General features: G+C 71.5%; 24 protein-coding genes and 1 pseudogene. 17 read left to right on the top strand and 8 right to left on the bottom strand.

Features of this window, described 5'->3' with window-relative positions; genetic code table 11:
* Positions 1–364: 364 nt before the first annotated feature.
* Positions 365–883, top strand: a complete 519-nt coding sequence (locus ABGA98_RS27410) for a hypothetical protein (protein WP_347621273.1) — start codon at positions 365–367, stop codon at positions 881–883.
* 7 nt (positions 884–890) lie between these two features.
* Here ABGA98_RS27410 and ABGA98_RS27415 read toward each other — a convergent pair whose 3' ends face one another.
* From ABGA98_RS27415 to ABGA98_RS27430, 4 genes are all read right to left on the bottom strand, one after another.
* Positions 891–1,427, bottom strand: coding sequence for an NUDIX hydrolase family protein (locus tag ABGA98_RS27415; protein ID WP_132597900.1), 537 nt, complete (start codon positions 1,425–1,427; stop codon positions 891–893).
* An 84-nt stretch (positions 1,428–1,511) separates the two neighbouring features.
* Positions 1,512–1,652, bottom strand: a complete 141-nt coding sequence (locus tag ABGA98_RS27420; protein ID WP_347621274.1) for a hypothetical protein — start codon at positions 1,650–1,652, stop codon at positions 1,512–1,514.
* Between the two features lie 303 nt (positions 1,653–1,955).
* Complete coding sequence (locus tag ABGA98_RS27425; RefSeq protein ID WP_347621304.1) at positions 1,956–3,317, bottom strand: rhamnulokinase family protein; 1,362 nt, start codon at positions 3,315–3,317, stop codon at positions 1,956–1,958.
* A 47-nt stretch (positions 3,318–3,364) separates the two neighbouring features.
* The gene (locus tag ABGA98_RS27430; RefSeq protein WP_347621275.1) at positions 3,365–4,366 is read right to left on the bottom strand and encodes a LacI family DNA-binding transcriptional regulator; all 1,002 of its coding nucleotides are present in this window, start codon (positions 4,364–4,366) and stop codon (positions 3,365–3,367) included.
* 337 nt (positions 4,367–4,703) lie between these two features.
* On the opposite strand from ABGA98_RS27430, the gene ABGA98_RS27435 reads away from it, so the two are divergent.
* The 13 genes from ABGA98_RS27435 (at position 4,704) to ABGA98_RS27495 (ending at position 20,040) form a co-directional block, all read left to right on the top strand.
* On the top strand, positions 4,704–6,632 hold the full coding sequence (locus ABGA98_RS27435; protein WP_347621276.1) for a beta-galactosidase: 1,929 nt from the start codon (positions 4,704–4,706) through the stop codon (positions 6,630–6,632).
* A 123-nt stretch (positions 6,633–6,755) separates the two neighbouring features.
* Positions 6,756–7,073 (top strand): L-rhamnose mutarotase, encoded by a 318-nt coding sequence (locus tag ABGA98_RS27440; RefSeq protein ID WP_347621277.1) that lies wholly within the window; start codon positions 6,756–6,758, stop codon positions 7,071–7,073.
* A 10-nt stretch (positions 7,074–7,083) separates the two neighbouring features.
* Positions 7,084–8,295 carry an L-rhamnose isomerase gene (gene rhaI / locus ABGA98_RS27445; protein WP_347621278.1) on the top strand — a complete coding sequence of 404 codons (1,212 nt, stop codon included), beginning with the start codon at positions 7,084–7,086 and terminating at the stop codon, positions 8,293–8,295.
* Between the two features lie 6 nt (positions 8,296–8,301).
* Complete coding sequence (locus tag ABGA98_RS27450; RefSeq protein ID WP_347621279.1) at positions 8,302–10,341, top strand: bifunctional aldolase/short-chain dehydrogenase; 2,040 nt, start codon at positions 8,302–8,304, stop codon at positions 10,339–10,341.
* A 428-nt stretch (positions 10,342–10,769) separates the two neighbouring features.
* Complete coding sequence (gene argC, locus ABGA98_RS27455) at positions 10,770–11,792, top strand: N-acetyl-gamma-glutamyl-phosphate reductase (RefSeq protein WP_347621280.1); 1,023 nt, start codon at positions 10,770–10,772, stop codon at positions 11,790–11,792.
* 67 nt (positions 11,793–11,859) lie between these two features.
* The gene (gene argJ, locus ABGA98_RS27460) at positions 11,860–13,026 is read left to right on the top strand and encodes a bifunctional glutamate N-acetyltransferase/amino-acid acetyltransferase ArgJ (RefSeq protein ID WP_347621281.1); all 1,167 of its coding nucleotides are present in this window, start codon (positions 11,860–11,862) and stop codon (positions 13,024–13,026) included.
* Positions 13,023–13,895, top strand: a complete 873-nt coding sequence (gene argB, locus ABGA98_RS27465; protein WP_347621282.1) for an acetylglutamate kinase — start codon at positions 13,023–13,025, stop codon at positions 13,893–13,895. Before argJ ends, argB begins: the two co-directional genes overlap by 4 nt.
* Entirely contained in the window at positions 13,895–15,061 is a 1,167-nt protein-coding gene (locus ABGA98_RS27470; protein WP_347621283.1) for an acetylornithine transaminase, read from the top strand. The genes argB and ABGA98_RS27470 overlap by 1 nt, the downstream gene beginning before the upstream one ends.
* Entirely contained in the window at positions 15,058–16,008 is a 951-nt protein-coding gene (gene argF, locus ABGA98_RS27475) for an ornithine carbamoyltransferase (protein ID WP_347621284.1), read from the top strand. The genes ABGA98_RS27470 and argF overlap by 4 nt, the downstream gene beginning before the upstream one ends.
* Before the next feature lie 8 nt (positions 16,009–16,016).
* Positions 16,017–16,511 (top strand): arginine repressor, encoded by a 495-nt coding sequence (locus ABGA98_RS27480; RefSeq protein WP_347621305.1) that lies wholly within the window; start codon positions 16,017–16,019, stop codon positions 16,509–16,511.
* Between the two features lie 67 nt (positions 16,512–16,578).
* Positions 16,579–17,778 (top strand): argininosuccinate synthase, encoded by a 1,200-nt coding sequence (locus ABGA98_RS27485; RefSeq protein WP_347621285.1) that lies wholly within the window; start codon positions 16,579–16,581, stop codon positions 17,776–17,778.
* Positions 17,779–17,881: 103 nt separating this feature from the next.
* Complete coding sequence (gene argH / locus ABGA98_RS27490; protein WP_347621286.1) at positions 17,882–19,303, top strand: argininosuccinate lyase; 1,422 nt, start codon at positions 17,882–17,884, stop codon at positions 19,301–19,303.
* Complete coding sequence (locus ABGA98_RS27495; RefSeq protein WP_347621287.1) at positions 19,285–20,040, top strand: DNA-3-methyladenine glycosylase; 756 nt, start codon at positions 19,285–19,287, stop codon at positions 20,038–20,040. The genes argH and ABGA98_RS27495 overlap by 19 nt, the downstream gene beginning before the upstream one ends.
* On the opposite strand, the gene ABGA98_RS27500 is transcribed toward ABGA98_RS27495, so the two are convergent.
* Positions 19,980–20,381, bottom strand: a complete 402-nt coding sequence (locus ABGA98_RS27500; RefSeq protein WP_347621288.1) for a PH domain-containing protein — start codon at positions 20,379–20,381, stop codon at positions 19,980–19,982. The two genes, ABGA98_RS27495 and ABGA98_RS27500, sit on opposite strands and share 61 nt — an antisense overlap.
* Before the next feature lie 93 nt (positions 20,382–20,474).
* On the opposite strand from ABGA98_RS27500, the gene tyrS reads away from it, so the two are divergent.
* Positions 20,475–21,740: a tyrosine--tRNA ligase gene (gene tyrS, locus ABGA98_RS27505; protein WP_347621289.1), complete on the top strand. Its 1,266-nt coding sequence runs from the start codon at positions 20,475–20,477 to the stop codon at positions 21,738–21,740.
* Positions 21,741–21,800: 60 nt separating this feature from the next.
* Here the strand turns inward: tyrS and ABGA98_RS27510 are convergent, their stop codons facing one another.
* A complete protein-coding gene (locus ABGA98_RS27510; RefSeq protein WP_347621290.1) occupies positions 21,801–23,264 on the bottom strand; it encodes a glycosyltransferase family 39 protein in 1,464 nt (487 codons plus the stop codon).
* Between the two features lie 32 nt (positions 23,265–23,296).
* Between ABGA98_RS27510 and ABGA98_RS27515 the strand changes: the two genes are divergently transcribed.
* Complete coding sequence (locus ABGA98_RS27515) at positions 23,297–23,902, top strand: HAD family phosphatase (protein WP_347621291.1); 606 nt, start codon at positions 23,297–23,299, stop codon at positions 23,900–23,902.
* Between the two features lie 5 nt (positions 23,903–23,907).
* On the opposite strand, the gene ABGA98_RS27520 is transcribed toward ABGA98_RS27515, so the two are convergent.
* Together ABGA98_RS27520 and ABGA98_RS27525 are read right to left on the bottom strand one after the other, a co-directional pair.
* A complete protein-coding gene (locus ABGA98_RS27520; protein WP_347621292.1) occupies positions 23,908–24,054 on the bottom strand; it encodes a hypothetical protein in 147 nt (48 codons plus the stop codon).
* Between the two features lie 49 nt (positions 24,055–24,103).
* Positions 24,104–24,334, bottom strand: a pseudogene (locus ABGA98_RS27525) (pyridoxamine 5'-phosphate oxidase family protein); the annotation flags it as partial.
* A 214-nt stretch (positions 24,335–24,548) separates the two neighbouring features.
* Between ABGA98_RS27525 and ABGA98_RS27530 the strand changes: the two are divergent.
* On the top strand, positions 24,549–24,743 hold the full coding sequence (locus ABGA98_RS27530; RefSeq protein ID WP_347621293.1) for a hypothetical protein: 195 nt from the start codon (positions 24,549–24,551) through the stop codon (positions 24,741–24,743).
* Positions 24,744–25,190: the final 447 nt, after the last annotated feature.

Below are 25,190 nucleotides of genomic sequence, written 5' to 3' on the forward strand. Positions count from 1 at the left end.
CCGCTCCTCGCGGCACCGCACCTTGCCGGGAACGCCCGGCGTGGCGGGCGGCGTGATCTCGATGACCAAGGTCTCCGGCCTGGGGGATGCCAGGGTGGAGGGCGAGTGCTCCTGCTGGGGGCGGTCCAGAGCCAGGACGAGCGCGGCGATGAGCAGCGCCACGCCGGTAAGAATCACGATGAATCGCAGCAGCCGGCGGCACATGATCCGAGTCTGACGATCGGGGTGTTTCCCCCGCGTTACCTGCGAAACGGCAGGCAACCCTCATCCTCGCGGCAGGCCACTGTGGTAACGGTGTGTGATTTGCTCGCTACGCAAAGTTGGCGGGGTGATGGCTAGAGTATGCCGTTCAGGAGAGGATCCCATGAATTTGATCACCCGTGCCGAGTGGCACGCGAAGAAGCCGACCAGTGATTACACCCGCCTGGAATCGACCAAGGGCGTGAAAATCCACTACACCGGCGGCAAGGTGCCGGCCGACCTCGCCGAGCCCGCCAACCACGACAAGTGCGGCGAGCTGGTGAGAGACATCCAGAGCATGCACATGTCGGGCGGCCGCGGCGAGACCTACATCGATCTCGGCTACACCATGGTGTGCTGCCCCCACCGCCACACGTTCATGGGCCGCGGCCCTCACGCGCTGCCCGCGGCCAACGGCGCCGGCCTCAACGCCGGCCACTACGCGGTGCTCGCGCTGGTCGGCAGCTCGGGGCTCACCAAGCCCAACGACGACCTGCTCCACGCCCTCGTCGACGCCATCGAATACCTGCGCGAGCACGGCGACGCGGGGCAGGAGGTCAAGGGACACCGGGACGGCCATGCCACCTCGTGCCCCGGCGACCCGCTCTACGACTGGGTGCGCCGGGGCGCCGAGCGGCCCTGACCTCCGCTCAGGGCAGGCAGCCGACGTGGGCCAGCGCCTGCTTCAGCAGCACGCCCTGCCCGCCCGCCATCTCCTGCTGCACCATCGGCGAGGCCGCCTCCTCCGGGGTGAACCACACCAGGTCGAGGGCGTCCTGCCGGGGCCGGCAGTCGCCGGCGACGGGCACGATGTAGGCCAGCGACACCGCGTGCTGGCGCGGATCGTGGTAGGGGGTGACGCCGGGCGTGGGGAAATACTCCGCGACCGTGAACGGCTGCGGCGACGCGGGGATGCGCGGCAGCGCCACGGGGCCGAGGTCCTTCTCCAGGTGGCGCATGAGCGCGTCACGGATGCGCTCGTGGAGCAGCACCCGCCCCGAAACCAGCGCCCTGCTGACGGTCCCGTCCGCGGCGATGCGCAGCAGCAGGCCGACGCGGGTGACCACGCCGGTGTCGTCGACGCGCACCGGCACGGCGTCGACGTAGAGGACGGGCAGCTGGCCGCGCACCGACTCCAGTTCGTCGGGAGCGAGCCATCCAGGCGTGGTTTCGGTCTTTTCGGTCATCTGCTGATCGTACGTCGCCGGCCGGCGCCAGGCGGCCTGACCCCGCCTAAGAGGTGGAGCGGCGGAGCAGGCCCCCGCACGGCTTCACGGCGACGCGTGCCTGCCCCTGACCCTCCCGAGCGCGGCCGGGCGGGCCGGATACGACCTGCCCGCCAGCCAGGACGCCGTGCAGACCATCAGCACGATGCCCACGAAGGGCAGATACTCGACGACCTTCCGCTTCATCGCAGATCACCTTCCGCTTTCGCCTTCGCCGGCCGCCTCCGCTGCGGCTGCACCGTGTACCTGGGATCGTTCGCCTGTCGGTGGTGAGCTGCAGGGTGGCCGCGCCCTTCGGGCACGCCGTGCGGGCCCGCAACGCCTCCGTCGCGGCCGGCTTCACCGCCTGCCCGCGGGCCCGTGCGGTCCTCGCCGGTCAGCTGCCGCAGCAGCGGCCACGTGAGATCCATGAAGCCCTCCGATGCTCCCCGGTCCCACTTGTGCCCCACCAGACGCGGGAGAAAACCGGAAAGCGCAGGTCAGAGGGGATCAGAACACGCGGGCGGCGGCCTCGTCCCAGAGCCGGTCGTCGCCGGACGGCTCGTAGCGGCGCAGCGGCTGGGAGGCGGCGACCAGCGAGCGCATCTCCTCCAGATCGGAGACCAGCCCGGCCGCGCGCGCCTGCACCAGCACGTTGCCGAGCGTGGTCGCCTCCGCCGGGCCCGCCACCACCGGCAGCCCGCAGGCGTCGGCGGTGAGCCGGCACAGCAGCTCGTTGTACGACCCGCCGCCCACCAGGTGGACGACCTCGACGTCGCGCCCGGACAGCTCCATCGCCTGGCGCACGGCCCGCCGGTGCCCGAGCGCCAGGCTCTCCAGCACGCAGCGCGTGTAGGCGGCGGGCGAGTCGGGCGGCCGCTGGCCCGTGCGGCGGCACTCGGCCGCGATCCTGGCCGGCATGTCGCCCGGCGGCAGGAACACCGGCTCGTCAGGGTTGACCACGGCGGCGAACGGCCGCTCGGCCGACGCGGCCGTCAGCAGGTCGCCCAGGTCGGAGCCTGGCCAGGCGCGCATGCACTCCTGGAGCAGCCACAGGCCCATGACGTTGCGCAGATAGCGGACGGTGTCGTCGATGCCGGCCTCGTTGGTGAAGTTCGCGGCCCGGCTCTCCGGGGTCAGCACGGGGCCGGGCAGCTCGACGCCGGCCAGGGACCACGTGCCGCACGAGATGTAGGCGAAGGCCGGGCCCGTCGCGGGCACCGCGGCCACCGCCGAGGCCGTGTCGTGCGAGCCCACCGCCATGACGGGTGCGGACCAGCCGATCTCGGCGGCCACGTCGCGGCGCAGCCCGCCGATCGGCTCGCCGGGCAGGCGCAGCGGCGGGAAGAGGCCGGCCGGCAGCCCGAGCCGCTCGATCAGGGGGCGCGCCCACGACCTGGTGCGCACGTCGAGCAGCCCCGTCGTCGAGGCGTTGGTGACCTCCGCGCCCAGCTCGCCGGTGAGCCAGTAGCCGATCAGGTCGGGGATCAGCACCATCGTCGCGGCGCCGTCGAGCCGGTCGGCCAGCAGCTGGTAGACGGTGTTGAACGGCAGCACCTGCAGGCCCGACACGTCGTACAGCGTGTCGGCCCCGACCAGGGCGGCCACCCGCTCGGGCACGCCCCGCGTGCGGTCGTCGCGATAGTGCACGGGGTTGCCGATCAGCCCGCCCGACTCGTCGAGCAGCCCGTAGTCGACCGCCCACGCGTCCACGCCGACGGAGGAGACGGGCCCGGCGGCGCGCAGCCCCGCCAGGATCTCCCGGTAGAGGCCGAGGATGTCCCAGTGGAGCCGGTCCGCCACGCGCACCGGGCCGTTGGGAAACCGGTGCGCCTCGGTCAGCCGCAGCCCGCCGGACAGGTCGGCCAGCATCACCCGGCCGCTGGAGGCGCCCAGATCGACGGCGGCGAAACGGTGACTCACTGCGTGGACTCCCTGGCGACGAGCTCGGGCTGGAACATGATGTGCTGGTGCGCGTGCGTCTCGGGGTTGTCGCACTCGTCGAGCAGCAGTTCGGTGGCGATGCGGCCGAGCTGGTAGGTGGGCTGGCGCATCGAGCTGAGCGACACGGTGGAGGCGGCGGCGAAGTCGATGTCGTCGTAGCCCATGAGCGCGACGTCCTCGGGCACCCGCACCCCCGCCCGCAGCAGCGCGCGCAGCACGCCGAGGGCGAGCAGGTCGTTGGCGCAGAAGACGGCCTCGGGCAGGCCGCTCGCGATCAGGTCGGCGGCGGCCTTCTCGCCCGCGCGGGCGGTCATCGTCATCGCCTCGATCACCCGCAGGTCCGCGGGGTCGATGCCGGCGGCCCGCATCGCGGCACTCGCGCCCTCCCGCCGCTCCACGCACTGCCGGATGGTCAGCGGGCCGGTCACGTAGGCGACGCTGCGCGCCCCCTTGGCCAGCAGGTGGGCGACCGCGGCCCGGCCGCCGCCGACGTCGTCCACGGCCACCGCGCACTGGTCGGGCCGGTGCGCGGGATGGTCGACGAGCACCACGCTGATGCCGTGCTCGCGCAGCCGTTCGAGCCGCGCCGGATCCTCACCCGACGGGGTGATCAGCACGCCGCGTACGCGATGCTCGGCCAGCACCCGCAGGTTGCGGTCCTCCTTGTCCTGCGAGCCGGCCGAGTTGCCGAGGATCACGGCGTAGCCCAGCTCGCTGGCGACGTCCTCGACGCCGGCGGCGACCTCGGTGAAGAAGGGATTGCCGATGTCGATCACGCTCAGGCCGATCGTCCTGCTGTGCCCGGCGCGCAGCGTCGACGCCGAGCCGTGGCGGACGAACCCCAGCTCGTTGATGGCCGCCTCCACCCGCTCCCTGGTGGCGGGCGCGACTTTCCCTGGCCGGTTCAGTACATTGGAGACCGTGCCGGGCGAGACGCCGGCGTGAGCGGCGACGTCCTTGATGCTGACCATGGCCATGAGCCCTCATTAAAACGTACTAACGATGGGCGCGCCAGTCGCGGCACCGGTCGTGACGCCGATCCGCGTTGACACCGCCGTACGCCCGACCCTAACCTCCCGCGCGGGAAGTAAAACGTTCTACTACGGTGGAGCCCGGTGGCCGGGAGCCGCCGGCGGCGTCGCCGCGCACCGTCCGTGCGGCCCCGCGGGCACGGGGCGCGCAGGCCGGAGGGGCCCCGAGGCGGGCGGTGCGGGGGATCGGGGCTTGTGCCGTGCGGCGCAGAACGTTTTAATCCCTCCGTGAACCTGGCGTCACCAGCTGTGAGCGCTAACAGTATCTCGAAAGGCAGGCTTCATGCCGGATGTCATCGCCTACGGCGGCGACTGGAATCCCGAGCAGTGGCCCGAGGAGACGTGGGAGCAGGACGTCGCGCTGATGCGCGAGGCCGGCGTCAACCGGGTCAGCGTGGGCGTCTTCTCGTGGTCGTTGCTGGAGCCCGCCGAGGGCGTGTTCGACTTCGGCTGGTTCGACCGCGTCATGGACCTGCTGGCCGCCAACGGGATCGCGGCCAACCTGGCCACGCCGACCGCCTCCCCGCCGCCCTGGTTCGGCGACGCCTACCCCGAGGCGCTGCCGCTCGACTCCGCCGGCCGGCGGCTGCACCACGGCAGCAGGCAGGGCTTCTGCCCGAGTTCGCCGATCTACCGCGAGAAGGCGCTGCGCGTCACGGAGCAGGTGGCCATCCGCTACCGCGACCACCCTGCCCTGGCCCTGTGGCACGTGCACAACGAGTACGGCTGCCACAACGCCCGCTGCTACTGCGACACCTCGGCCGCCGCGTTCCGGGCCTGGCTGCGCTCCCGCTACACCTCCCTGGAGGCGCTCAACGACGCCTGGGGCACCGCGTTCTGGTCCCAGCACTACGGCGAGTGGGCGCAGATCCTGCCGCCGCGTGACACCCCCAGCTTCGCCAACCCCGGCCAGCAGCTCGACTTCCGCAGGTTCAGCTCCGACGCGCTCGTCGAGCTCTACGTCGCCGAGCGCGACCTGCTGCGCGAGCTCACCCCCGGCGTGCCCGCGACCACCAACCTCATGGCGGGCGCCCACTGGGACATGGACTGCTGGGCCTTCGCCGCCGAGCTCGACGTGGTCTCCACCGACCACTACCTGATCGGCGCCCGCGCGGAGCCGCACATCGACCTGGCCTTCGCCGCCGACTACGCGCGCTCGCTCAACGGCGGCCGCCCCTGGCTGCTGATGGAGCACTCGACCAGCGCGGTCAACTGGCAGCCGCGCAACCGCGCCAAGGCGCCCGGCGAGCTGCGCCGCAACTCGCTGGCCCATCTGGCCAGGGGCGCCGACGCGATCATGTTCTTCCAGTGGCGGGCCTCGCGCGCCGGCGCCGAGAAGTGGCACTCGGCGATGCTCCCGCACGCCGGGGTCGACACGAAGGTCTGGCGCGAGGTGAGCGCGCTCGGGGCCGAGCTGGCCGGGCTCGCCGAGGTGGCGGGCAGCAGGGTCAAGGCCGACGTCGCCGTCCTCATCGACCACTCCAGCGTGTGGGCGCAGGACCACCCCGCCCAGCCCTCCTTCGAGCTCGACCCGGTGGAGGAGGCCAAGCGCTGGCACGCCGCGCTGTGGCGGGCCGGCATCACCTGCGACCTGGCGCACCCCGAAGGCGACCTGACCGGCTACCGCCTGGTCCTGGTGCCGGCGCTCTACCTGGTGAGCGACGCGGGGGCGGCCAACCTGGAGGGGTTCGTACGTGCGGGCGGCGTGACGCTCGTCGGCCCGTACAGCGGGATCGTCGACGAGCACGACCGGGTGCGCCTCGGCGGCTATCCCGGGGCGTGGCGCGACCTGCTGGGCGTCACCGTGGAGGAGTTCTTCCCGCTGGACGGCCCGATCCGGCTGGCCTCCGGCGGGTCGGGGAGTGTGTGGAGCGAGGTCGCGCACGCCACCAGCGCGAAGGTCCTCGACACCTACGCCACCGGAGAGCCCGCCTGGACCCGGAACGAGTGGGGCGACGGCGCGGCCCACTACCTGACCACCAGGCTCGACGACGACGCGCTGGCCGAGGTGGTCGCCACGGTCTGCGCCGAGGCCGGGGCGAGGCCGCCCGCGACGAGCCCGCCGGGGGTCGAGGTCGTGCGGCGCTCCCACCCCGACGGCCGCTCCCACCTGTTCGCGATCAATCACACGGCCGAGGACGCCGTCGTGACCACGGCCTCGGGCGAATCCGTCACCGTGGCCGCGGGCGACGTCCGCGTGCTCAGCGGCTGACCTGGCGGCCCCGGCGTCCCCACCCTGCGCCGGGGCCGCGGAGGACCCGGATGCGCATTGACAGCGGGCAGCTGGAATCATAGTTTCCTGGCGAAGCATTAAAACGTTTTGAGGGGAGTGTCGGTGCAACGCGTCTGCTTCCTGCTGAAAGTCCGTCCGGAGCGGCTGGCGGAATATCGCGAACGCCACCGCGAGGTCTGGCCGGAGATGCGAGAGGCGCTGTCGCGCACCGGCTGGCACAACTACTCGCTCTTCCTCAGGGACGACGGCCTGCTCGTGGGCTATCTGGAGACCGAGGACTTCCAGGCCGCCCAGAAGGCCATGGCCGAGACCGAGGTCAACGCCCGCTGGCAGGCGGAGATGGCGCCGTTCTTCGAGAACCTCGACGGCCGGCCCGACGAGGGCATGAGACCGCTGACCGAAGTCTTCCACCTGGATTGATCGGGGAGTCATGACTGACATCAAGGCCGTGCTGCGGGCGCAGCACATCGAGACGCCGTCCTGGGCGTACGGCAACAGCGGCACCCGGTTCAAGGTGTTCGCCCAGAAGGGGGTGCCGCGCGACCCGTACGAGAAGCTCGCCGACGCCGCCCAGGTGCACGCGCACACCGGCATCGCCCCCACGGTCGCGCTGCACATCCCGTGGGACAAGGTGGACGACTACGCCGACCTGGCCCGGCACGCCCGCGAGGCGGGCGTCGGCATCGGAGCGATCAACTCCAACGTCTTCCAGGACGACGACTACATGCTCGGCAGCGTCACCCACCCCTCCGCCAGGGTGCGCCGCAAGGCGACCGACCACCTGCTCGAGTGCGTCGACATCATGGACGCCACCGGCTCCGACACCCTCAAGCTGTGGTTCTCCGACGGCATCAACTACCCGGGCCAGGACGACATCAGGGCCCGCCAGGACCGCCTGGCCGAGGCGCTGGCCGAGGTCTACGAGCGGCTCGGAGAGAGCCAGCGTTTCCTGCTGGAGTACAAACTGTTCGAGCCCGCCTTCTACGCCACCGACGTGCCCGACTGGGGCACCGCGTACGCGCACTGCGCCAAGCTCGGCCCCAAGGCGCAGGTGGTCGTCGACACCGGGCACCACGCGCCGGGCACCAACATCGAGTTCATCGTGGCGTTCCTGCTGCGCGAGGGGAAGCTCGGCGGCTTCGACTTCAACTCCCGCTTCTACGCCGACGACGACCTCATGGTGGGCGCGGCGGACCCGTTCCAGCTCTTCCGGATCATGTACGAGGTCGTCCGGGGCGGAGCTCTGGACGACGAAAGGGACGAGCAGAGCACCGAGCCTGTCGGGGGGGATGCGGGGGGCGCGGCCCTCCACAGGGTGGCGTTCATGCTGGACCAGTGCCACAACATCGAGCCCAAGATCCCGGGCCAGATCCGCTCGGTCATGAACGTCCAGGAGGCCACCGCCAAGGCGCTGCTGGTCGACCGCGAGGCGCTGTCGGCCGCCCAGGCCGAGGGTGACGTGCTGGGCGCCAACGCCGTCTTCATGGACGCCTACAACACCGACGTGCGCCCGCTGCTGGCCGAGCTGCGCGAGGAGATGGGACTCGCGCCCGACCCGATGAGCGCGTACGCCAAGTCCGGATATTTTGAGAAAATCGCCGCCGAACGCGTCGGCGGCGAGCAGGCCGGCTGGGGGGCCTGAACCACCATGGACGTCGTGAACGAACTGCTCGGACGCTCCCACCGCCTGGGCGCCGACCCGCGCAACACCAACTTCGCGGGCGGCAACACCTCGGCCAAGGGCGCCGCGCCCGACCCGGTCACCGGCGAGGACGTCGAGCTGCTCTGGGTCAAGGGCTCCGGCGGCGACCTGGGCACGCTCAAGGAGTCCGGACTGGCCGTGCTCCGCCTCGACCGGCTGCGCGCCCTCAAGGGCGTCTACCCGGGCGTGGAGCGCGAGGACGAGATGGTGGCGGCCTTCGGCTACTGCCGGCACGGCAAGGGCGGGGCCGCGCCGTCGATCGACACCGCCATGCACGGGCTCGTGGAGGCCGCGCACGTCGACCACCTCCACCCCGACGCGGGCATCGCGCTGGCCACCGCCGCCGACGGCGAGGAGCTGACCGGGCGCGTGTTCGGCGACCGGGTCGTGTGGGTGCCGTGGCGGCGTCCGGGCTTCCAGCTGGGCCTGGACATCGCCGCCATCAAGGAGGCGAACCCGCGGGCCATCGGGTGCGTCCTCGGCGGCCACGGCATCACCGCGTGGGGCTCGACGTCCGAGGAGTGCGAGGCCCGCTCGCTGGAGATCATCAGGACCGCCGAGGCGTACCTCGCCGAGCACGGCCGCGCCGACCCGTTCGGCGCGGTGATCCACCAGACGCTGCCGGAGGAGGAGCGGCACGCCCGCGCCGCCGCGCTGTTCCCGCTGATCCGCGGCCTGGCCTCCACCGACATGCGCGTCGTCGGCCACTACACCGACACGCCCGAGGTGCTCGACTTCGTCTCCCGGGCCGAGCATCCGCGGCTGGCCGCGCTGGGCACGTCCTGCCCCGACCATTTCCTGCGTACGAAGGTCGCGCCGCTCGTGCTCGACCTGCCCCCGGACGCGCCGCTTGAGCAGGCGGCCGAGCGGCTGCGGGAGCTGCACGCCGCCTACCGCGCCGACTACACCGCCTACTACGAGCGGCACGCCACCCCCGCCTCCCCTCCCATGCGCGGCGCGGACCCGGCGATCGTGCTCGTCCCGGGCGTCGGCATGTTCTCGTTCGGCAAGGACAAGCAGACCGCCCGCGTGGCCGGCGAGTTCTACGTCAACGCCATCAACGTCATGCGCGGCGCGGAGTCCGTCTCCACCTACGCCCCCATCCCCGAGTCGGAGAAGTTCCGCATCGAGTACTGGGAGCTGGAGGAGGCCAAGCTCCGCCGTATGCCCAGGCCCAAGCCGCTGGCCACGCGCGTCGCGCTGGTCACCGGCGGCGGCTCCGGCATCGGCGCGGCCACCGCGCGCAGGCTCGCCGCCGAGGGCGCGTGCGTGATCGTCGCCGACCGCGACGTGGCCGCCGCCGAGAAGGTGGCCGCCGAACTGGGCGCGGGCGCGTACCGCGAGGCGGACGTCGCCGTGGCGGTCGCGGTCGACGTCACCTCGGAGGAGCAGGTCGTCGCGGCCGTCCGCGCGGGCGTGCTCGCCTTCGGCGGCGTGGACCTGGTGGTCAACAACGCCGGCCTGTCGTTGTCGCGCGCGCTGCTGGAGACCACCCTGGCCGACTGGGACCTGCAGCACGACGTCATGGCGCGCGGCTCGTTCCTGGTCTCCCGCGAGACCGCCAGGGTCATGATCGACCAGGCCATGGGCGGCGACATCGTCTACATCTCCTCCAAGAACGCCGTCTTCGCCGGCCCGAACAACGTCGCCTACGGCGCCGCCAAGGCCGACCAGGCGCACCAGGTGCGGCTGCTGGCCGCCGAGCTGGGCGGGCACGGCATCCGCGTCAACGGCGTCAACCCCGACGGCGTGGTGCGCGGCTCCGGCATCTTCGCCTCCGGCTGGGGCGCCAACCGCGCGGCCGTCTACGGGGTGGAGGAGGAGAAGCTGGGCGAGTTCTACGCCCAGCGCACCCTGCTCAAGCGGGAGGTCCTGCCCGAGCACGTGGCCGCCGCGGTCTTCGCGCTCACCGGCGGCGACCTGACCCACACCACCGGGTTGCACGTCCCGGTGGACGCGGGCGTGGCGGCCGCCTTCCTCCGCTGACACGGACCCGGGCGGGCCGCAGGAACAGGCCCGCCCGGTACGTCCCCTGCTGGGAATCTGCGATACCCAGGATTAACATCGCGGTCGCCGGGTCATAGGTGAAGGCATGCAACGAGCCGCCCGGCGTCCCTCATGCCGGCAGCCGCGTGCCGGGTCCGCCCTGCCCGGGCCGTCCCATGCCCCCGTCGCCCGGCCCGCCCGCGGGAAAGCCGGGCGGCGCGCTCCGGCCATCTTCCCCGGCGTCCACGCGTCCGGCCACGTCATGACCCTTGCGGGGCGGTAGCGCTGGACGCGGCACCCAGAGGCCGCCGGGTCTCACGATGTGGTCGCCCGGGCTCATCGCGGCTTGCATATTCATCCTCGCCAGTGCATCATTTTCAGCAGCAAGGTCATGAGCTAGGATGCATGAATATGCAGGAGGCGGCAGGATGAGAGCGGCGATCGCGGGAGCCAGCGGTTACGCGGGCGGTGAGCTGCTCCGCCTCCTGCTGGGCCATCCGGAGTTCGAGATCGGGGCGCTCACCGCGGCCTCGAGCGCGGGCAGCCGTCTCGGCGCCCACCAGCCACACCTGCCCCAGCTGGCCGACCGCGTCCTCGACGACACCACCGCCGGCACGCTCGCCGGGCACGACGTGGTCTTCCTCGCGCTGCCGCACGGCCACTCCGCCGCCGTCGCCGCCGCGCTCGGCGAGGAGACGCTGGTCGTCGACTGCGGCGCCGACCACCGGCTCGCCGACCCCGCGGCCTGGCAGGAGTTCTACGGCGGCGAGCACGCCGGCACCTGGCCCTACGGCCTGCCCGAGCTGCCAGGACAGCGCGAGGTGCTCAGGCGGGCGACCAGGATCGCCGTCCCCGGGTGCTACCCGACGTCCGTCCTGCTCGCCCTGACGCCCGCGTTCGCCGCCGGGCTGGCCGGGCCCGACGTGGTCGTCGTCGCCGCCTCCGGCACCAGCGGGGCGGGCAGATCGCCCAAGCCCCACCTGCTCGGCAGTGAGGTCATGGGCTCGGCCGGCGCCTACGCCGTGGGCGGCGTCCACCGGCACACGCCCGAGATGGAGCAGGGGCTGTCGGCGGTCGCCGGCGCTCCCGTGCGCGTCTCGTTCACCCCGACGCTGGCCCCCATGAGCCGTGGCATCCTCGCCACCTGCTCCGCCCCGGCCGCGCCCGGCGTCACCACGGAGTCGCTGCGCACCGCGTACGAGGTCGCGCTCAAGAGCGAGCCGTTCGTCAGGTTGCTGCCGGAGGGCGTCTGGCCGGCCACCGCCATGACCTACGGCGCCAACACCGCGGCCCTGCAGGTGACGCTCGACGAGCGCGCGGGCCGTGTGGTCGCCGTCATCGCCATCGACAACCTCACCAAGGGCACGGCCGGGGGCGCCGTCCAGAGCGTCAACATCGCCCTCGGCCTGCCGGAAGAGCTCGGCCTTCCCCTGACAGGAGTTGCACCTTGAGCAAGCGCAGCGCATCAACCGACGAGCACGGGAGCTCATCGCTCCCGTCCGCGTGGAAGGCGGTGTCATGAGCGTCACGGCACCCCTGGGTTTCAGGGCCGCGGGAGTCGCCGCAGGGATCAAGCCCGGCGGCGCCCGCGATCTCGCTCTCGTCGTCAACGACGGCCCCAGCCGCGCCGCCGCGGGCGTCTTCACCGCCAACCGCGTCAAGGCCGCCCCCGTGCTCTGGTCGCAGCAGGTCCTGGCGGGCGGGCGGCTGCGCGCGGTCGTCCTCAACTCCGGCGGAGCCAACGCCTGCACCGGCCCCGAGGGCTTCCAGGACACGCACGCCACCGCCGAGAAGGCAGCCGCGCTCCTGCGGGACTCCGCGGGCGAGGTCGCGGTCTGCTCGACCGGCCTCATCGGCGAACGGCTGCCGATGGACGAGTTGCTGGCGGGCGTCGAGACCGCCGCCGCCCAACTCGCCCGCGACGGCGGCCTGGCCGCGGCCGACGCCATCCGCACCACCGACACCGTTTCCAAGATCTCGTTCAAGCGCGGCGGCGCCGACGAGGACGGCGCCTACATGGTCGGCGGGATGGCCAAAGGAGCCGGCATGCTCGCCCCCGCCCTGGCCACCATGCTCTGCGTGATCACCACCGACGCCGACCTGACCGGCGCCGAGCTCGACGCCGTGCTGCGCAGGGCCACGGCCGTCACGTTCGACCGGCTCGACACCGACGGCTGCATGTCGACCAACGACACCGTGCTCCTGCTGTCCAGCGGCGCCTCCGGGGTCAGGCCCGACCTCGACGAGTTCGAGCAGAAGGTCACCGAGGTCTGCGCAGACCTGGCCAGGCAGCTGCTCGTCGACGCCGAGGGAGCCTCCAAGGCCATCGCCATCGAGGTGGTCGGCGCGGCGGACGAGGACGACGCCGTGAAGGTGGGCCGCGCGGTCGCCCGGTCCAGCCTGCTCAAGTGCGCCATCCACGGCGAGGACCCCAACTGGGGCCGCGTGCTGGCCGCCGTCGGCACCACCGACGCCGAGTTCGAGCCCGACCGCCTCAACGTCGCCATCAACGGCATCTGGATCTGCCGGGGAGGCGCGGTGGGCGACGACCGCGACAAGGTGGACATGAGTGCCAGGGACGTGACGATCACCATCGACCTGTCGGCCGGCCCGCACACCGCGACCGTCCACACCACCGACCTGACGGTCGCCTACGTCCACGAGAACTCGGCGTACTCCTCATGAGGCTGACCACCGCGCACACCAAGGCCGGGGCGCTGATCGAAGCCCTGCCGTGGCTGACCCGCTTTCACGGCGCGACCGTCGTCATCAAGTACGGCGGCAACGCGATGACCGACGATGCGCTCAAGTCCGGCTTCGCCGAGGACGTCGTCTTCCTGCGCCACGCCGGCCTGCGCCCGGTCGTCGTGCACGGCGGCGGCCCGCAGATCAGCAGCGCGCTCGACCGGCTGGGCATCGAGTCCACGTTCACCGCCGGGCTGCGGGTCACCACGCCCGAGGCCATGCAGGTCGTCAGGATGGTGCTGGTCGGCCAGGTCAACCGCGACATCGTGGGCCTGGTCAACCGGCACGGACCGTTCGCCGTCGGCATGTCCGGCGAGGACGCCCACCTGTTCACGGCGGTGCGCAAACACGCGGTCGTCGACGGCGAGCCGGTCGACATCGGCCAGGTCGGCGAGATCATCAAGGTCGAGCCCGGCGCGGTCGGCGCCCTGCTCGACGACGGCCGCATCCCGATCGTCTCCAGCGTGGCGCGGGGAGACGACGGAGAGATCTACAACGTCAACGCCGACACCGCGGCCGCCGCGCTCGCCGTGGCCCTGCAGGCCCGCAAGCTGATCGTGCTCACCGACGTGGAGGGCCTGTACGCCAACTGGCCCGACGACACCGACGTGATCGACGAGCTGAGCGCCGACGAGCTCGCGACCATGATGCCCACGCTGTCCAGCGGCATGGTACCCAAGATGGAGGCCTGCCTGACGGCCGTGCAGGGGGGCGTGCCCCGGGCCCATGTGCTCGACGGCCGCGTCCCCCACTCGATGCTGCTGGAGATCTTCACCAACGAAGGGATCGGAACAATGGTGATGCCCTGATGAACCTGTTCCAACGGTTCGAAGAAGCCTTCATGGGCAACTACGGGGTCCCCCCTGTGGCCCTGGCCCGAGGCGAGGGCACCCGCGTATGGGACGTCGACGGCAGGGAATATCTCGACTTCATCGGCGGCATCGCGGTCAGCTCGCTCGGCCACGCCCACCCCGCCCTGGTCGAGGCCGTCTCCCGGCAGGTCGCCACGCTCGCCCACACCAGCAACCTGTTCCTGCACGAGCCCGAGGTCCTGCTCGCCGAGAAGCTCCTCGGCATGCTCGACGCCCCGGCCAGGGTCTTCTTCGCCAACTCCGGCACCGAGGCGAACGAGGCCGCCTACAAGCTCGCGCTCAAACACGGCAGGCGGGAGGGCCGCTCCTACTTCGTCGCCGCCGAGAACGGCTTCCACGGCCGCACGATCGGCGCGCTCTCCCTGACCGGCAAGAAGGCGATCCGCGACCAGTTCGGCCCGTTCCCGGTGGAGGTGCGTTTCGTCCCGTACGGCGACGCCGACGCGCTCAAGGAGACCATGACCGGCGACTGCATCGCGCTCTTCCTGGAGCCCACCCAGGGCGAGGCGGGCGTGGTGCCGCCGCCCGACGGCTACCTCCAGGCGGCCCGCGAGATCTGCGACTCGACCGGCGCGCTGCTGGTCGCCGACGAGATCCAGTCCGCCATCGGCCGCACCGGCCACTGGTTCGCCCACCAGGCCGACGGCGTCACCCCCGACATCCTGACCCTGGCCAAGGGCCTGGGCGGCGGCCTGCCGATCGGAGCCTGCGTAGGCTTCGGCGACGTGGGCAGGTTGTTCGGGAAGGGCGACCACGGCTCGACGTTCGGCGGCAACCCGGTCTCCTGCGCCGCGGCGCTGGCCGTCCTCGACAACCTCGACCTCGGCCACGTCAGGTCGGTGGCCGCACGGCTGCGCGAAGGGCTGGAGGCCATCGACCATCCGCTGCTGGAGGGCGTGCGCGGTCGCGGCCTGTGGCTGGCCACGGTGCTGCGCGAGCCGCGCTCCGCCCAGGTGCAGGAGGCCGCCGCGGCGGCCGGCTTCCTGGTCAACGCGCTCCAGCCGGACGCGGTGCGCCTGGCGCCGCCGCTCGTCGTGACGGCGGACGAGGTGGACGCCCTGGTGGCGTCGTTCCCGCGGATCCTCACGGAGGCGGCTGCATGACCATCCGTCACTTCCTCAGAGACGACGACCTGTCGCCCGGCGAGCAGGCGGAGGTGCTGGAACTCGCCGCCGCGATGAAGAAGGACCGGTTCGGCTACCGGCCGTTCGAGGGGCCGCGCACCGTCGCGGTGCTGTTCGACAAGCCGTCGGCCAGGACCCGCATCTCCTTCCACACCGGCATCGGCGAGCTCGGCGGCCTGCCGCTGGTCGTCGACAACGTCTCGGTGCTGATGGGCCGCGGCGAGCCCACCGCCGACCTGGCCAGGGTGCTGGACCGGCAGGTCGCCGCCATCGTCTGGCGCACCTCCGGGCAGGAGCTCATCGACGAGATGGCCGCCCACTCCCAGGTGCCGGTCGTCAACGCGCTCACCGACGAGTTCCACCCCTGCCAGATCCTCGCCGACCTGCAGACCGTCCACGAGCGGCTGGGCCGCACGGCCGGGCTCACGCTGACCTACCTGGGCGACGGCGCCAACAACATGGCCCACTCGTACCTGCTCGGCGGCGCCACGGCCGGCCTGCACGTACGGGTCGCCGCCCCGGCCGGCTACCAGCCCGACCAGGTCATCCTCGGCCAGGCCGCCGCCATCGCCGCCGAGACCGGCGGCTCCGTCGCCGCGCTGACCGACCCGGTGGCCGCCGTCAACGGCGCCCACGTGGTCGCCACCGACACGTGGGTGTCCATGGGGCAGGACGGTAAGGAGGAGCGGGTCGCCGCGCTCATGCCGTACCAGGTGAACGCCGAGCTGCTCCGCCACGCCGCGTCCGACGCGATCGTGCTGCACTGCCTGCCCGCCTACCGCGGCAACGAGATCACCGAGGAGGTCCTCGAAGGCCCGCGCAGCGTCGTGTGGGACCAGGCGGAGAACCGCCTGCACGCCCAGAAGGCGCTGCTGCACTGGCTGGCCACGCACGCCGACCCGACCAGGGTGCCGGAGGGCGCGTGATCATCCCGATGACCAAGGCGGCGCGGCAGGCGAAGATCACCGACCTGCTGCAGCGGCAGGCCGTGCGCTCCCAGCCCGAGCTGGCCAAGCTGCTCGCCGAGAGCGGCGTCGAGGTCACCCAGGCCACGCTCTCGCGCGACCTCGACGAGCTCGGCGCGCTCAAGCTGCGCGCCGAGGACGGCTCGCTGGTCTACGCGCTCCCCGGAGAGGGCGGTGGCCGCATCCCGCTGGCCAGGCTCGGCACCGGCGAGACCCCGGCGGCGCGGCTGCACCGCATCGCGGAGGAGCTGCTGGTCGGCGCCGAGGCCTCGGCCAACCTGGTCATCGTGCGCACTCCTCCGGGCGCGGCCCAGTTCCTGGCCTCCGCCATCGACCACGCCGACTGGGAGTCCATTCTCGGGACCGTGGCGGGTGACGACACGATCCTCGTCATCAGCCGCGATCCGATGGGCGGTCAGGCGGTCGCCGACGCGCTGCTGAAGGTGGCCGACCGACGTAGTTAGCCCACTCCACGTGAGTGGGCTCCGCCGTACGGGACATCCTGACATTCAGCACTGGAGACGAAGCACAATGCCCGACAGAGTGGTTCTCGCATATTCCGGCGGTCTCGACACCTCGGTCGCCATCCCCTACCTCGCCGAGAAGATGAACGCCGAGGTCGTCTGCGTCGCCGTGGACCTCGGCCAGGGCGGCGAGGACATGGAGCTCATCCAGAAGCGGGCGATGGACTGCGGCGCGGTCGAGTCGGTCGTGGTCGACGCGAGGGAGGAGTTCGCCGCCGACTTCTGCGTGCCCGCGCTCCAGGCCAACGCCCTCTACATGGACCGCTACCCGCTGGTGTCGTCGCTGTCGCGGCCGCTCATCGTCAAGCACCTGGTGTCGGCGGCCAAGCGCTTCGGCGGCACCATCGTCTCCCACGGCTGCACCGGCAAGGGCAACGACCAGGTCCGCTTCGAGGCCGGCCTGGCCGCGCTGGCCCCCGACCTCGAGATCATCGCGCCCGCGAGAGACTTCGCCTGGACCCGCGACAAGGCCATCGAGTACGCCGAGGCCAAGGGCCTGCCCATCGAGACGTCGAAGAAGAACCCGTTCTCCATCGACCAGAACCTCTGGGGCCGCGCCGTCGAGACCGGCTTTCTCGAGGACATCTGGAACGGCCCGACCGAGGAGGTCTACTCCTACACCGCCGACCCCAAGCAGCCGCGCCCGGCCGACGAGGTCGTCGTCACGTTCGAGCAGGGTGTCCCGGTCAAGGTCGACGGCCGGGCGCTCACGCCCTTCCAGGTGGTCGACGAGCTCAACAAGCGTGCCGGCGCGCAGGGCGTCGGCCGGATCGACATGGTCGAGGACCGGCTGGTCGGCATCAAGTCGCGCGAGGTGTACGAAGCGCCCGGCGCGATCGCGCTCATCGCCGCCCACAATGAGCTGGAGAGCGTCACCGTCGAGCGGGACCTGGCCCGCTTCAAGCGGGGCGTCGACCAGAGGTGGAGCGAGCTCGTCTACGACGGCCTGTGGTTCTCGCCGCTCAAGAACGCGCTCGACGCCCTCATCGCCGACGTCCAGAAGCACGTCAACGGGGAGATCAGGATGACCCTGCACGGCGGCAACGCCACCGTGACCGGCCGCCGCTCCGACGACTCCCTGTACGATTTCTCGCTCGCCACCTACGACACCGGCGACACGTTCGACCAGTCGCTGGCCAAGGGCTTCGTCCAGCTCTTCTCCCTCCCGGCTAAGATCGCGGCCGCGCGCGACGCGAAAAGGCGTTGAGTTGCACTAAGGTCGCGGCCGGAGCGCAGGAGCTCGGGGGAGCGCGAGACACGATGCCGACGACCACGAAGCGGGCGCGATCAATGAACACGGCACGGAGGAGATGACGGTGAGTGATGGCAAGCCGATGCGGCTGTGGGGCGGACGCTTCGAAGGAGGTCCGTCCGACGCGCTGACCCGGCTGTCGGTGAGCGTGCACTTCGACTGGCGGCTCGTCCCGTACGACCTGGCGGCGTCCAGGGCGCACGCCCGGGTGCTGCACAGGGCGGGGCTGCTCAGCGAGGAGGAGCTCGAGCGCATGATCGGCGCGCTCGACGACCTGGAGCGCGCCTGCAAGGCGGGCGAGTTCCGGCCGACGGTCGCCGACGAGGACGTGCACACCGCGCTGGAGCGCGGCCTGCTGGAGCGGCTCGGCGCGCTCGGCGGCAAGCTGCGCGCCGGGCGCTCGCGCAACGACCAGATCGCCACCGACCTGCGCCTCTACCTTCGCGATCACGCCCGTACGATCGTCTCCCGCCTGGTCGAGCTGGAGACGGCGCTGATGGCGCAGGCCGAGCAGCACGCCGGCACGGCGGCGCCCGGCATGACGCACCTGCAGCACGCGCAGCCGGTCTCGTTCGGCCATCAGCTCCTGGCCCACGTGCACGCCTTCGCCCGCGACATCGACCGCATCACCGACTGGGACAAACGCGCCGCGATCTCCCCGCTCGGGGCCGGCGCGCTGGCGGGCTCGTCGTTGCCGCTCGACCCGCAGGCCGTGGCCGAGGAGCTGGGCTTCTCCGCCGCCGCGCCCAACTCGATGGACGCCGTCGCCGACCGCGACTTCGCCGCGGAGTTCCTGTTCGACGCGGCCATGATCGGCATTCACCTGTCGCGGCTCGGCGAGGAGATCGTCCTGTGGGCCTCGCAGGAGTTCCGCTGGATCGAGATGGACGACGCCTACTCCACCGGCTCGTCGATCATGCCGCAGAAGAAGAACCCCGACGTGGCCGAGCTGGCCCGCGGCAAGTCGGGGCGGCTCATCGGAGACCTGACGGCGCTGCTGACCACGCTCAAGGGCCTGCCGCTGACCTACAACCGTGACCTGCAGGAGGACAAGGAGCCGGTGTTCGACGCGGTCGACACGCTGCTGCTGGTCCTGCCCGCGATGGCCGGCCTGGTGGCGACGATGCGCGTCAACACCGCCCGCATGGAGGCTTCGGCCCCCGACGGTTTCGCGCTGGCCACCGACCTGGCCGAGCTGCTCGTGCGCCGTGGTGTGGCCTTCCGCGAGGCACATGAGGCGGTCGGCCATCTCGTGGTGTGGTGCCAGGTCAACGACAAGGACCTGGGCGAGCTGACCGACGACGAGCTGGTCAAGGTGTCGCCGCACCTGACGCCGGACGTCCGCGACGTGCTCAGCGTGCCCGGCGCGCTGGCCGCGCGCAAGGCCCACGGCGGCACCGCACCCGACCGCGTGCGCGACCAGCTCGTCGCGCTGCGCGAGTCCGTCGACGCGCAGGCGGCATGGGCGGCGGGCAGCTGAGCTCCGCCCCGCTGCCGCGGAGCTTCTTCGACCGGCCGTCGCCCGAGGTGGCGCCCGACCTGCTCGGGCGCGTCCTCGTGCACGGTCCCGTCGCCGTGCGCCTGACCGAGGTCGAGGCGTACGGCGGCCCGGGCGAGGATCCGGCGGCCCACACCTTTCGCGGCAGAACACCGCGTAACGCCGTCATGTTCGGCCCGCCCGGCCACGTCTACGTCTACTTCACCTACGGCATGCACTTCTGCGCGAACCTCGTGTGCCTGCCGGAGGGCTCGGGCTCGGCCGTGCTGCTGCGGGCGGGCGAGGTGGTGTCGGGCGCGGACGTCGCCCGCGCCCGCCGCACGGGCGGTTCGGCCTCCGCGCCCGGGGGAGGCGGCCGGCGGGTCGCCGATCGTGATCTCGCCCGCGGGCCGGCCCGGCTGGCGGTCGCCCTCGGCCTGCTCCGCGAGCACAACGGGATCGACGCGATCTGGCCGGGCGCGCCCGGCGAAACGGAGACGCTCTTAACGCGGGACCACCGGCTCACCGGTGTCCCGCACGGCGCGGTGGTCATGCTGGAGGGCCGCCCCGCGGACCCGTCCGCCATCAGGTCGGGCCCTCGTACGGGCGTCTCGACGGCCAGGGAGACGCCGTGGCGGTTCTGGATCGACGGCGACCCGGCCGTCTCGCCGTACCGCGCTCACGTGTCCCGGCGCCGCAACGCCGCGGCCACCTCCGTGGGGGAGGCGCCCAGCTCGTGAGGGCTGAAGATGTGCAGGAAGTCCCCGGTGTCGATTTCCAGCATCTCGCTGCGCAGACCCCACCGCCTGCGGACGTCGACCTTGATGTCGCAGATCGCCTCCCACGGCACGTGCCGCCTGCCCGCGAACCCGTGCACCACGGTGATCCCGCTTTCGTCGGCCGCCAGCCGTACGGGAACGAGCAGGTCGCGCAGGCCCATCGCGCCGATCAGCACGGCCGCCGGTACGGCCAGGATCACGCCGCCCACGTCGGCTCCCGCCCACCAGTAAAGGGCGAGTCCGGCGCATGCCAGAGCCCCTAAGATCTTCAAAACGGCCAGCTCGCGACGGACCCTCCACATGGACACGAAGCGTATCCAAGTGGCGGCCTGCCCGAGCGATCAGGCACGCTTGTATCGAATCAACCTCAACCCGTCTACTGGAAAGCCGGCACCGTGACCGACATTCTCGACGACCTCGCGTGGCGAGGCCTGATCGCGCAGTCCACCGACCTCGACGCCCTGCGCGCGTCCATGGCCAAGGGACCGATCACGGTCTATTCCGGTTTTGACCCCACCGCTCCTTCGCTGCACGTCGGCCATTTCGTGCCGCTGCTGACGTTGCGCCGCTTCCAGCTCGCGGGGCACCGCCCGATCGGCCTGGTCGGCGGCGCGACCGGCCTGATCGGCGACCCCAGCGGGCGCAACACCGAGCGCGCGCTCAACTCCAGCGACATCGTCGCCGAATGGGTGGAACGTCTGCGCGGCCAGGTCGGCCGGTTCCTCGACTTCGACGCGCAGCCGAACGCGGCGCTCATGGTGAGCAACCTCGACTGGACCGGCGAGCTGACCGCGATCGACTTCCTGCGCGACATCGGCAAGCACTTCCCGGTCAACCGCATGCTGGCCAGGGAGGCCGTGTCCGCGCGGCTGTCGGGTGAGGGCCTGAGCTACACCGAGTTCAGCTACCAGATCCTGCAGTCCAACGATTACCTGGAACTGTTCCGTCGCTACGGCTGCACGCTGCAGATCGGCGGCAGCGACCAGTGGGGCAACATCACGGCCGGCGCCGATCTGGTCCGCCGCATCGAGGGCGCGCACGTTCACGCGCTCACCCTGCCGCTGATCACCAAGGCCGACGGTACGAAGTTCGGCAAGACGGCGGGCGGCGCCCTCTGGCTCGACCCCGAGATGACCTCGCCCTACGCCTTCTACCAGTACTTCCTCAACTCCGACGACCGTGACGTCGTCCACTACCTCAAGGTGTTCACCTTCAAGAGCCGCGAGGAGATCGAGGAACTGGAGAAGGCCGTCGCCGAGCGGCCTTTCGCCCGCCAGGCCCAGCGCGCCCTGGCCGAGGACCTCACGGAGCTCCTCCACGGCAAGCACGAACTCGACGCGGTCGTGGCCGCCTCCAAGGCGCTGTTCGGCCAGGGCGCGCTGGAGGAGCTTCCCGCCGCCACGCTCGGGGCCGCGCTCGCCGAGGTGCCGAAGGCCAAGGTCGACTCGCTCGGAGCGGCGTTCGTCGACCTGCTGTCCGACAGCGGCCTGGTGGAGTCGAAGTCGGCGGCCAGGCGGGCGGTCAAGGAGGGCGGGGCGTACCTCAACAACGTGAAGATCACCGACGAGTCCTACGTGCCGGCCTCCGATGACCTGCTGGCGGGGCGCTACCTGGTCCTGCGCCGCGGCAAGAAGTCGATCGGCGGCGTCGAGGTCGGCTGACCGGCCGCGCGAGGCGGGCCCTTCCCGTTCGGGGAGGCCCGCCTTCTTCTTGGGCGGCGTTCACGGCCGGGTGAACAGCGTCACCGTCAGCCCAGGCAGATCGCCTGAGTGCTTGGCGAGGCTGAGCTCGAAGCCCGCCTCCCGCACCTCCCCGACCCGGTCGACGCCGTCGCCCTCCAGCCCTGACTTCTTCGTCCCGCGCCAGACGACCCACACCCGATCGTGCTGCTCCAGGGCCGCGGAGACATCGGAGCGCTCCGGATAGCCGAACCCGCCGGGGTCGGGGGCGTCGCCCGTCCTGAGCACGTCGACCGGCATCAAGGAGTCGGCGTAGTAGTCGAAGCCCGCGCGCAGTTGGCTCTGCCCGTACACGATGGCGTCGTCGGGCTCGGCCTTGATCACGCGCAGCGCCCACGGGATGTTCTCGAAGCGCCCGTTCTCTTCGCGTACGTCCACATGCTCCTGGACCGACAGCAGGCACCCGAGCAGCACGACCACCACGGCGGCCACCACGTGGAACCGGGGGAGAGCGGCCACGGCCATCCCGGCCAGCAGCGCCAGCGCGGGAGCGGTCACGAACAGATAGCGGTCGACGTAGACCGGCGTCACCAGGTGGGACACCGCGAGCAGCAGCACCGGTGGCAGCACGAGCCACCCCGCCAGCGCGAACACCCACGGGCCGGCGGCCACGCCCGGGGCCCGCCTGCGCGCCGCCGCCCACAGCAGCACCGCCCCGGCCACGGCCAGCACGAACAACATCACGCCGAGCCCGGTCGTCCCCGCCGCCATCTTGGGGAACTTCAGCCAGACCTCCGGTCCTCGCTGCGGGATCCAGCTGATGGCGTGCCGCTCGCCGTACCCGATGAGCCCCAGCACCGCGGCGGGAACGCACCCGGCGGCCAGCGCCGCGGCCATCCGCGCCAGCGTGTCGCGGCGGGCCAGGAACAGCTGAGCGGGCAGCACCAGCACCGCGAACAGGTGCGTGGAGCACACGAGCGCGACCGCCGTCCCGTAGAGCACCCACCGCCGGGCGGCCGGCCGTTCGAGCGCCCGGTGCAGCGCCCAGAACGAGAGCACGACCGCGGCGGCGGCGAAGGCGTAGGACCTGGCGAAGGCCCCGTAGTAGGAGACCGTCGGCAGGATCGCGAAAACGGCCGCACCGGCCACGCCGGCCCGGACGCTGTGCAGGCGCCGGCCCAGGTCCGCCAGGAACCAGGCCACCACGGCGATCGCCACCGCCGACGGGAACCGCAGCCACAGCTCCGCCGTGCCCGCCTTCACCCAGAGGTGCATGAACAGGTAGTAGGGCAGGAAATGGCCGTCGATGTGCTGGGCCAGCTCCCACAGCCCGGACAACGACCGGGAGGCGGCGCTGACGGTGGCCAGCTCGTCGCCGTTCAGGGTGGCGGAGCCCGTGCCGGACAACGCCGCGATCCCGGCGAGGGACGCCATCCACCAGGGCGCTGACGTGCGGACACGCGCGGCGGGGCGAACAGGGGGAGCAAGCGTGGCGGCAGTGGTCACCGGGGCAGGATACGCGCCGTAGGGTCGGGCGTATGGCCAATGTGATGGTGTTCGACCTTTATGGCGTGATTGCCCGGACCCAGAGTCCGGAGAGCCGGCGGCGGCTCGTCGACCTGGCGGGTGTGCCGGAGGAGCGGTTCTGGGAGGCGTACTGGGCCTGCCGGCCGCCCTATGACGAGGGACAGAGCGGTGTCGCGTACTGGGACGCGGTGGCCGGCCGGCTGGGCACGCGCTTCGCGGACGTGCCCGCGCTCATCGGCGCCGACCTGGCCAGCTGGAGCGACGTGGACGAGTCGATGGTGAAGGTCGTGCACGAACTCGCGGACCAGGGGCACCGGCTGGGCCTGCTGTCGAACATCATCGAGGAGCTGGTGCCCTTCTGGGAATCGCGTCATGGTGACTGGTTGGGGCGGTTCGCCTCGCTGACCTTCTCGTGCCGGATCGGGGCGGCCAAGCCGGAGCGGCGGGCGTACGAAATCTGTGCGGAGCGGATGGGGGCGACGCCGCAGGACATCCTGTTCTTCGACGACAACCCGGTGAACGTCGTCGCGGCGCGCGAGGCGGGCATGGCGGCGGAGCTGTTCGAGTCGCCACGGCAGGTGCGGGCGCTCGCCGAGACGATCACGATCCGCCGCTGAGCGCCTCACTGCCGGGTGGTGTGTGTCGGCTTCATAACGATCACGACCAGCCGCTCGGCGTCGGCGACCGGCCGCTCGTACTCCAGGCCGTTGCGGCCGGTCAGCGTGTCGAAGAAGTCGCCCGACGGGTCGGGCTCCACCCACTCGACCACGGATCTCCAGATAGCGGTACGGCGCGTCGGGGTCGGTGACGGAGACCGCCACCTGCGGGTTCTCCACGGCGTTTCTGCGATTCCGGCGGTCCGTCGTGGTGGTGAACCGCAGGACCTCACCGTCCCAGACCGTCCATACCGGGTTGACGTTGACGGCTCCGTCGGGGGCGAGCGTCGCCAGCTGGGCGAACAGCGGCCGGCTGAGCGGGTCCAGTGACCAGGCTCTGGTCGCCGCGAAGCAGGCAGCCGTCCGTCCGGCCGGCTGACCGTTCCGCAGTATGCCGCGCTGTTCGCCTTGTCCGACAGCCTCGGCCTCTCGGGCGCGGCGCTGGCGCGAGCGTGTCTCGTCGCCCCCAGGCGATGACCGGGGTGCTCAAGAACCGGGAGGAACGCGGCTGGTCGAACGTTCGCCGCACCCCTGACACCGCAACGTCCCGGAGACCCGGCGCACGTCCGCCGGACGCGCGGCGCTGGAGGCCGCGGACGAGCGGGCGGTGCTGATCGAACGCGCGATCGCGGGCGAGTTCAGCGCCGAGGAGCGCACGGCGTCGCGGGCCCTGCCGGCCCGCTGCGTGGAGGCCATCGCCCGCGCGACGCCCGAATCGCGACCGGCCGCCACGCCGGGACGGGCGGGACGATTTGACGTGTCACGGATCACGACCTACTCTTTCAGTTCGCCCCGGGTGTGAGCCGGACGCCGGTCAGGTGGACGGGCCCCAGGGCAAGCCCCTTGATGGAGACGAGCCAATCGGCGGAGTCGCTTCGGCGTGCTCAAGCCTGAGCCGTCTGCGGGTGCGTCGCGATCGCCGAAAAATCGGTTGTTTCGACACGCCTCGGATGGCACGGTAAGTTACGGGGGCCCCGGAAGCGGGGTGCACCATCCTCAGACGGTCGACCGATTTCCGTCAAACCTCCGGGTTTGACGGAAAAATGGGCCGCCTGATAAAGTAAAACAGGTAAGCAGAAGACGCCTCCGAGTTTCGATTCGAGAGAATTCAGACAAGGAAGCACGCGTGCGTTTCTTGAGAACTCAACAGTGTGTTAAAAGCCAGTGCATGATGCACAACCCCGTCGATCGACGTTAGTCGGTTTTTGACGGATTCCTTTTGTTAGTTGGGTTCAGACCTTTTTTGGAG

The sequence above is a fragment of the Nonomuraea sp. B1E8 genome, from assembly GCF_039871515.1.
GTDB lineage: Bacteria > Actinomycetota > Actinomycetes > Streptosporangiales > Streptosporangiaceae > Nonomuraea.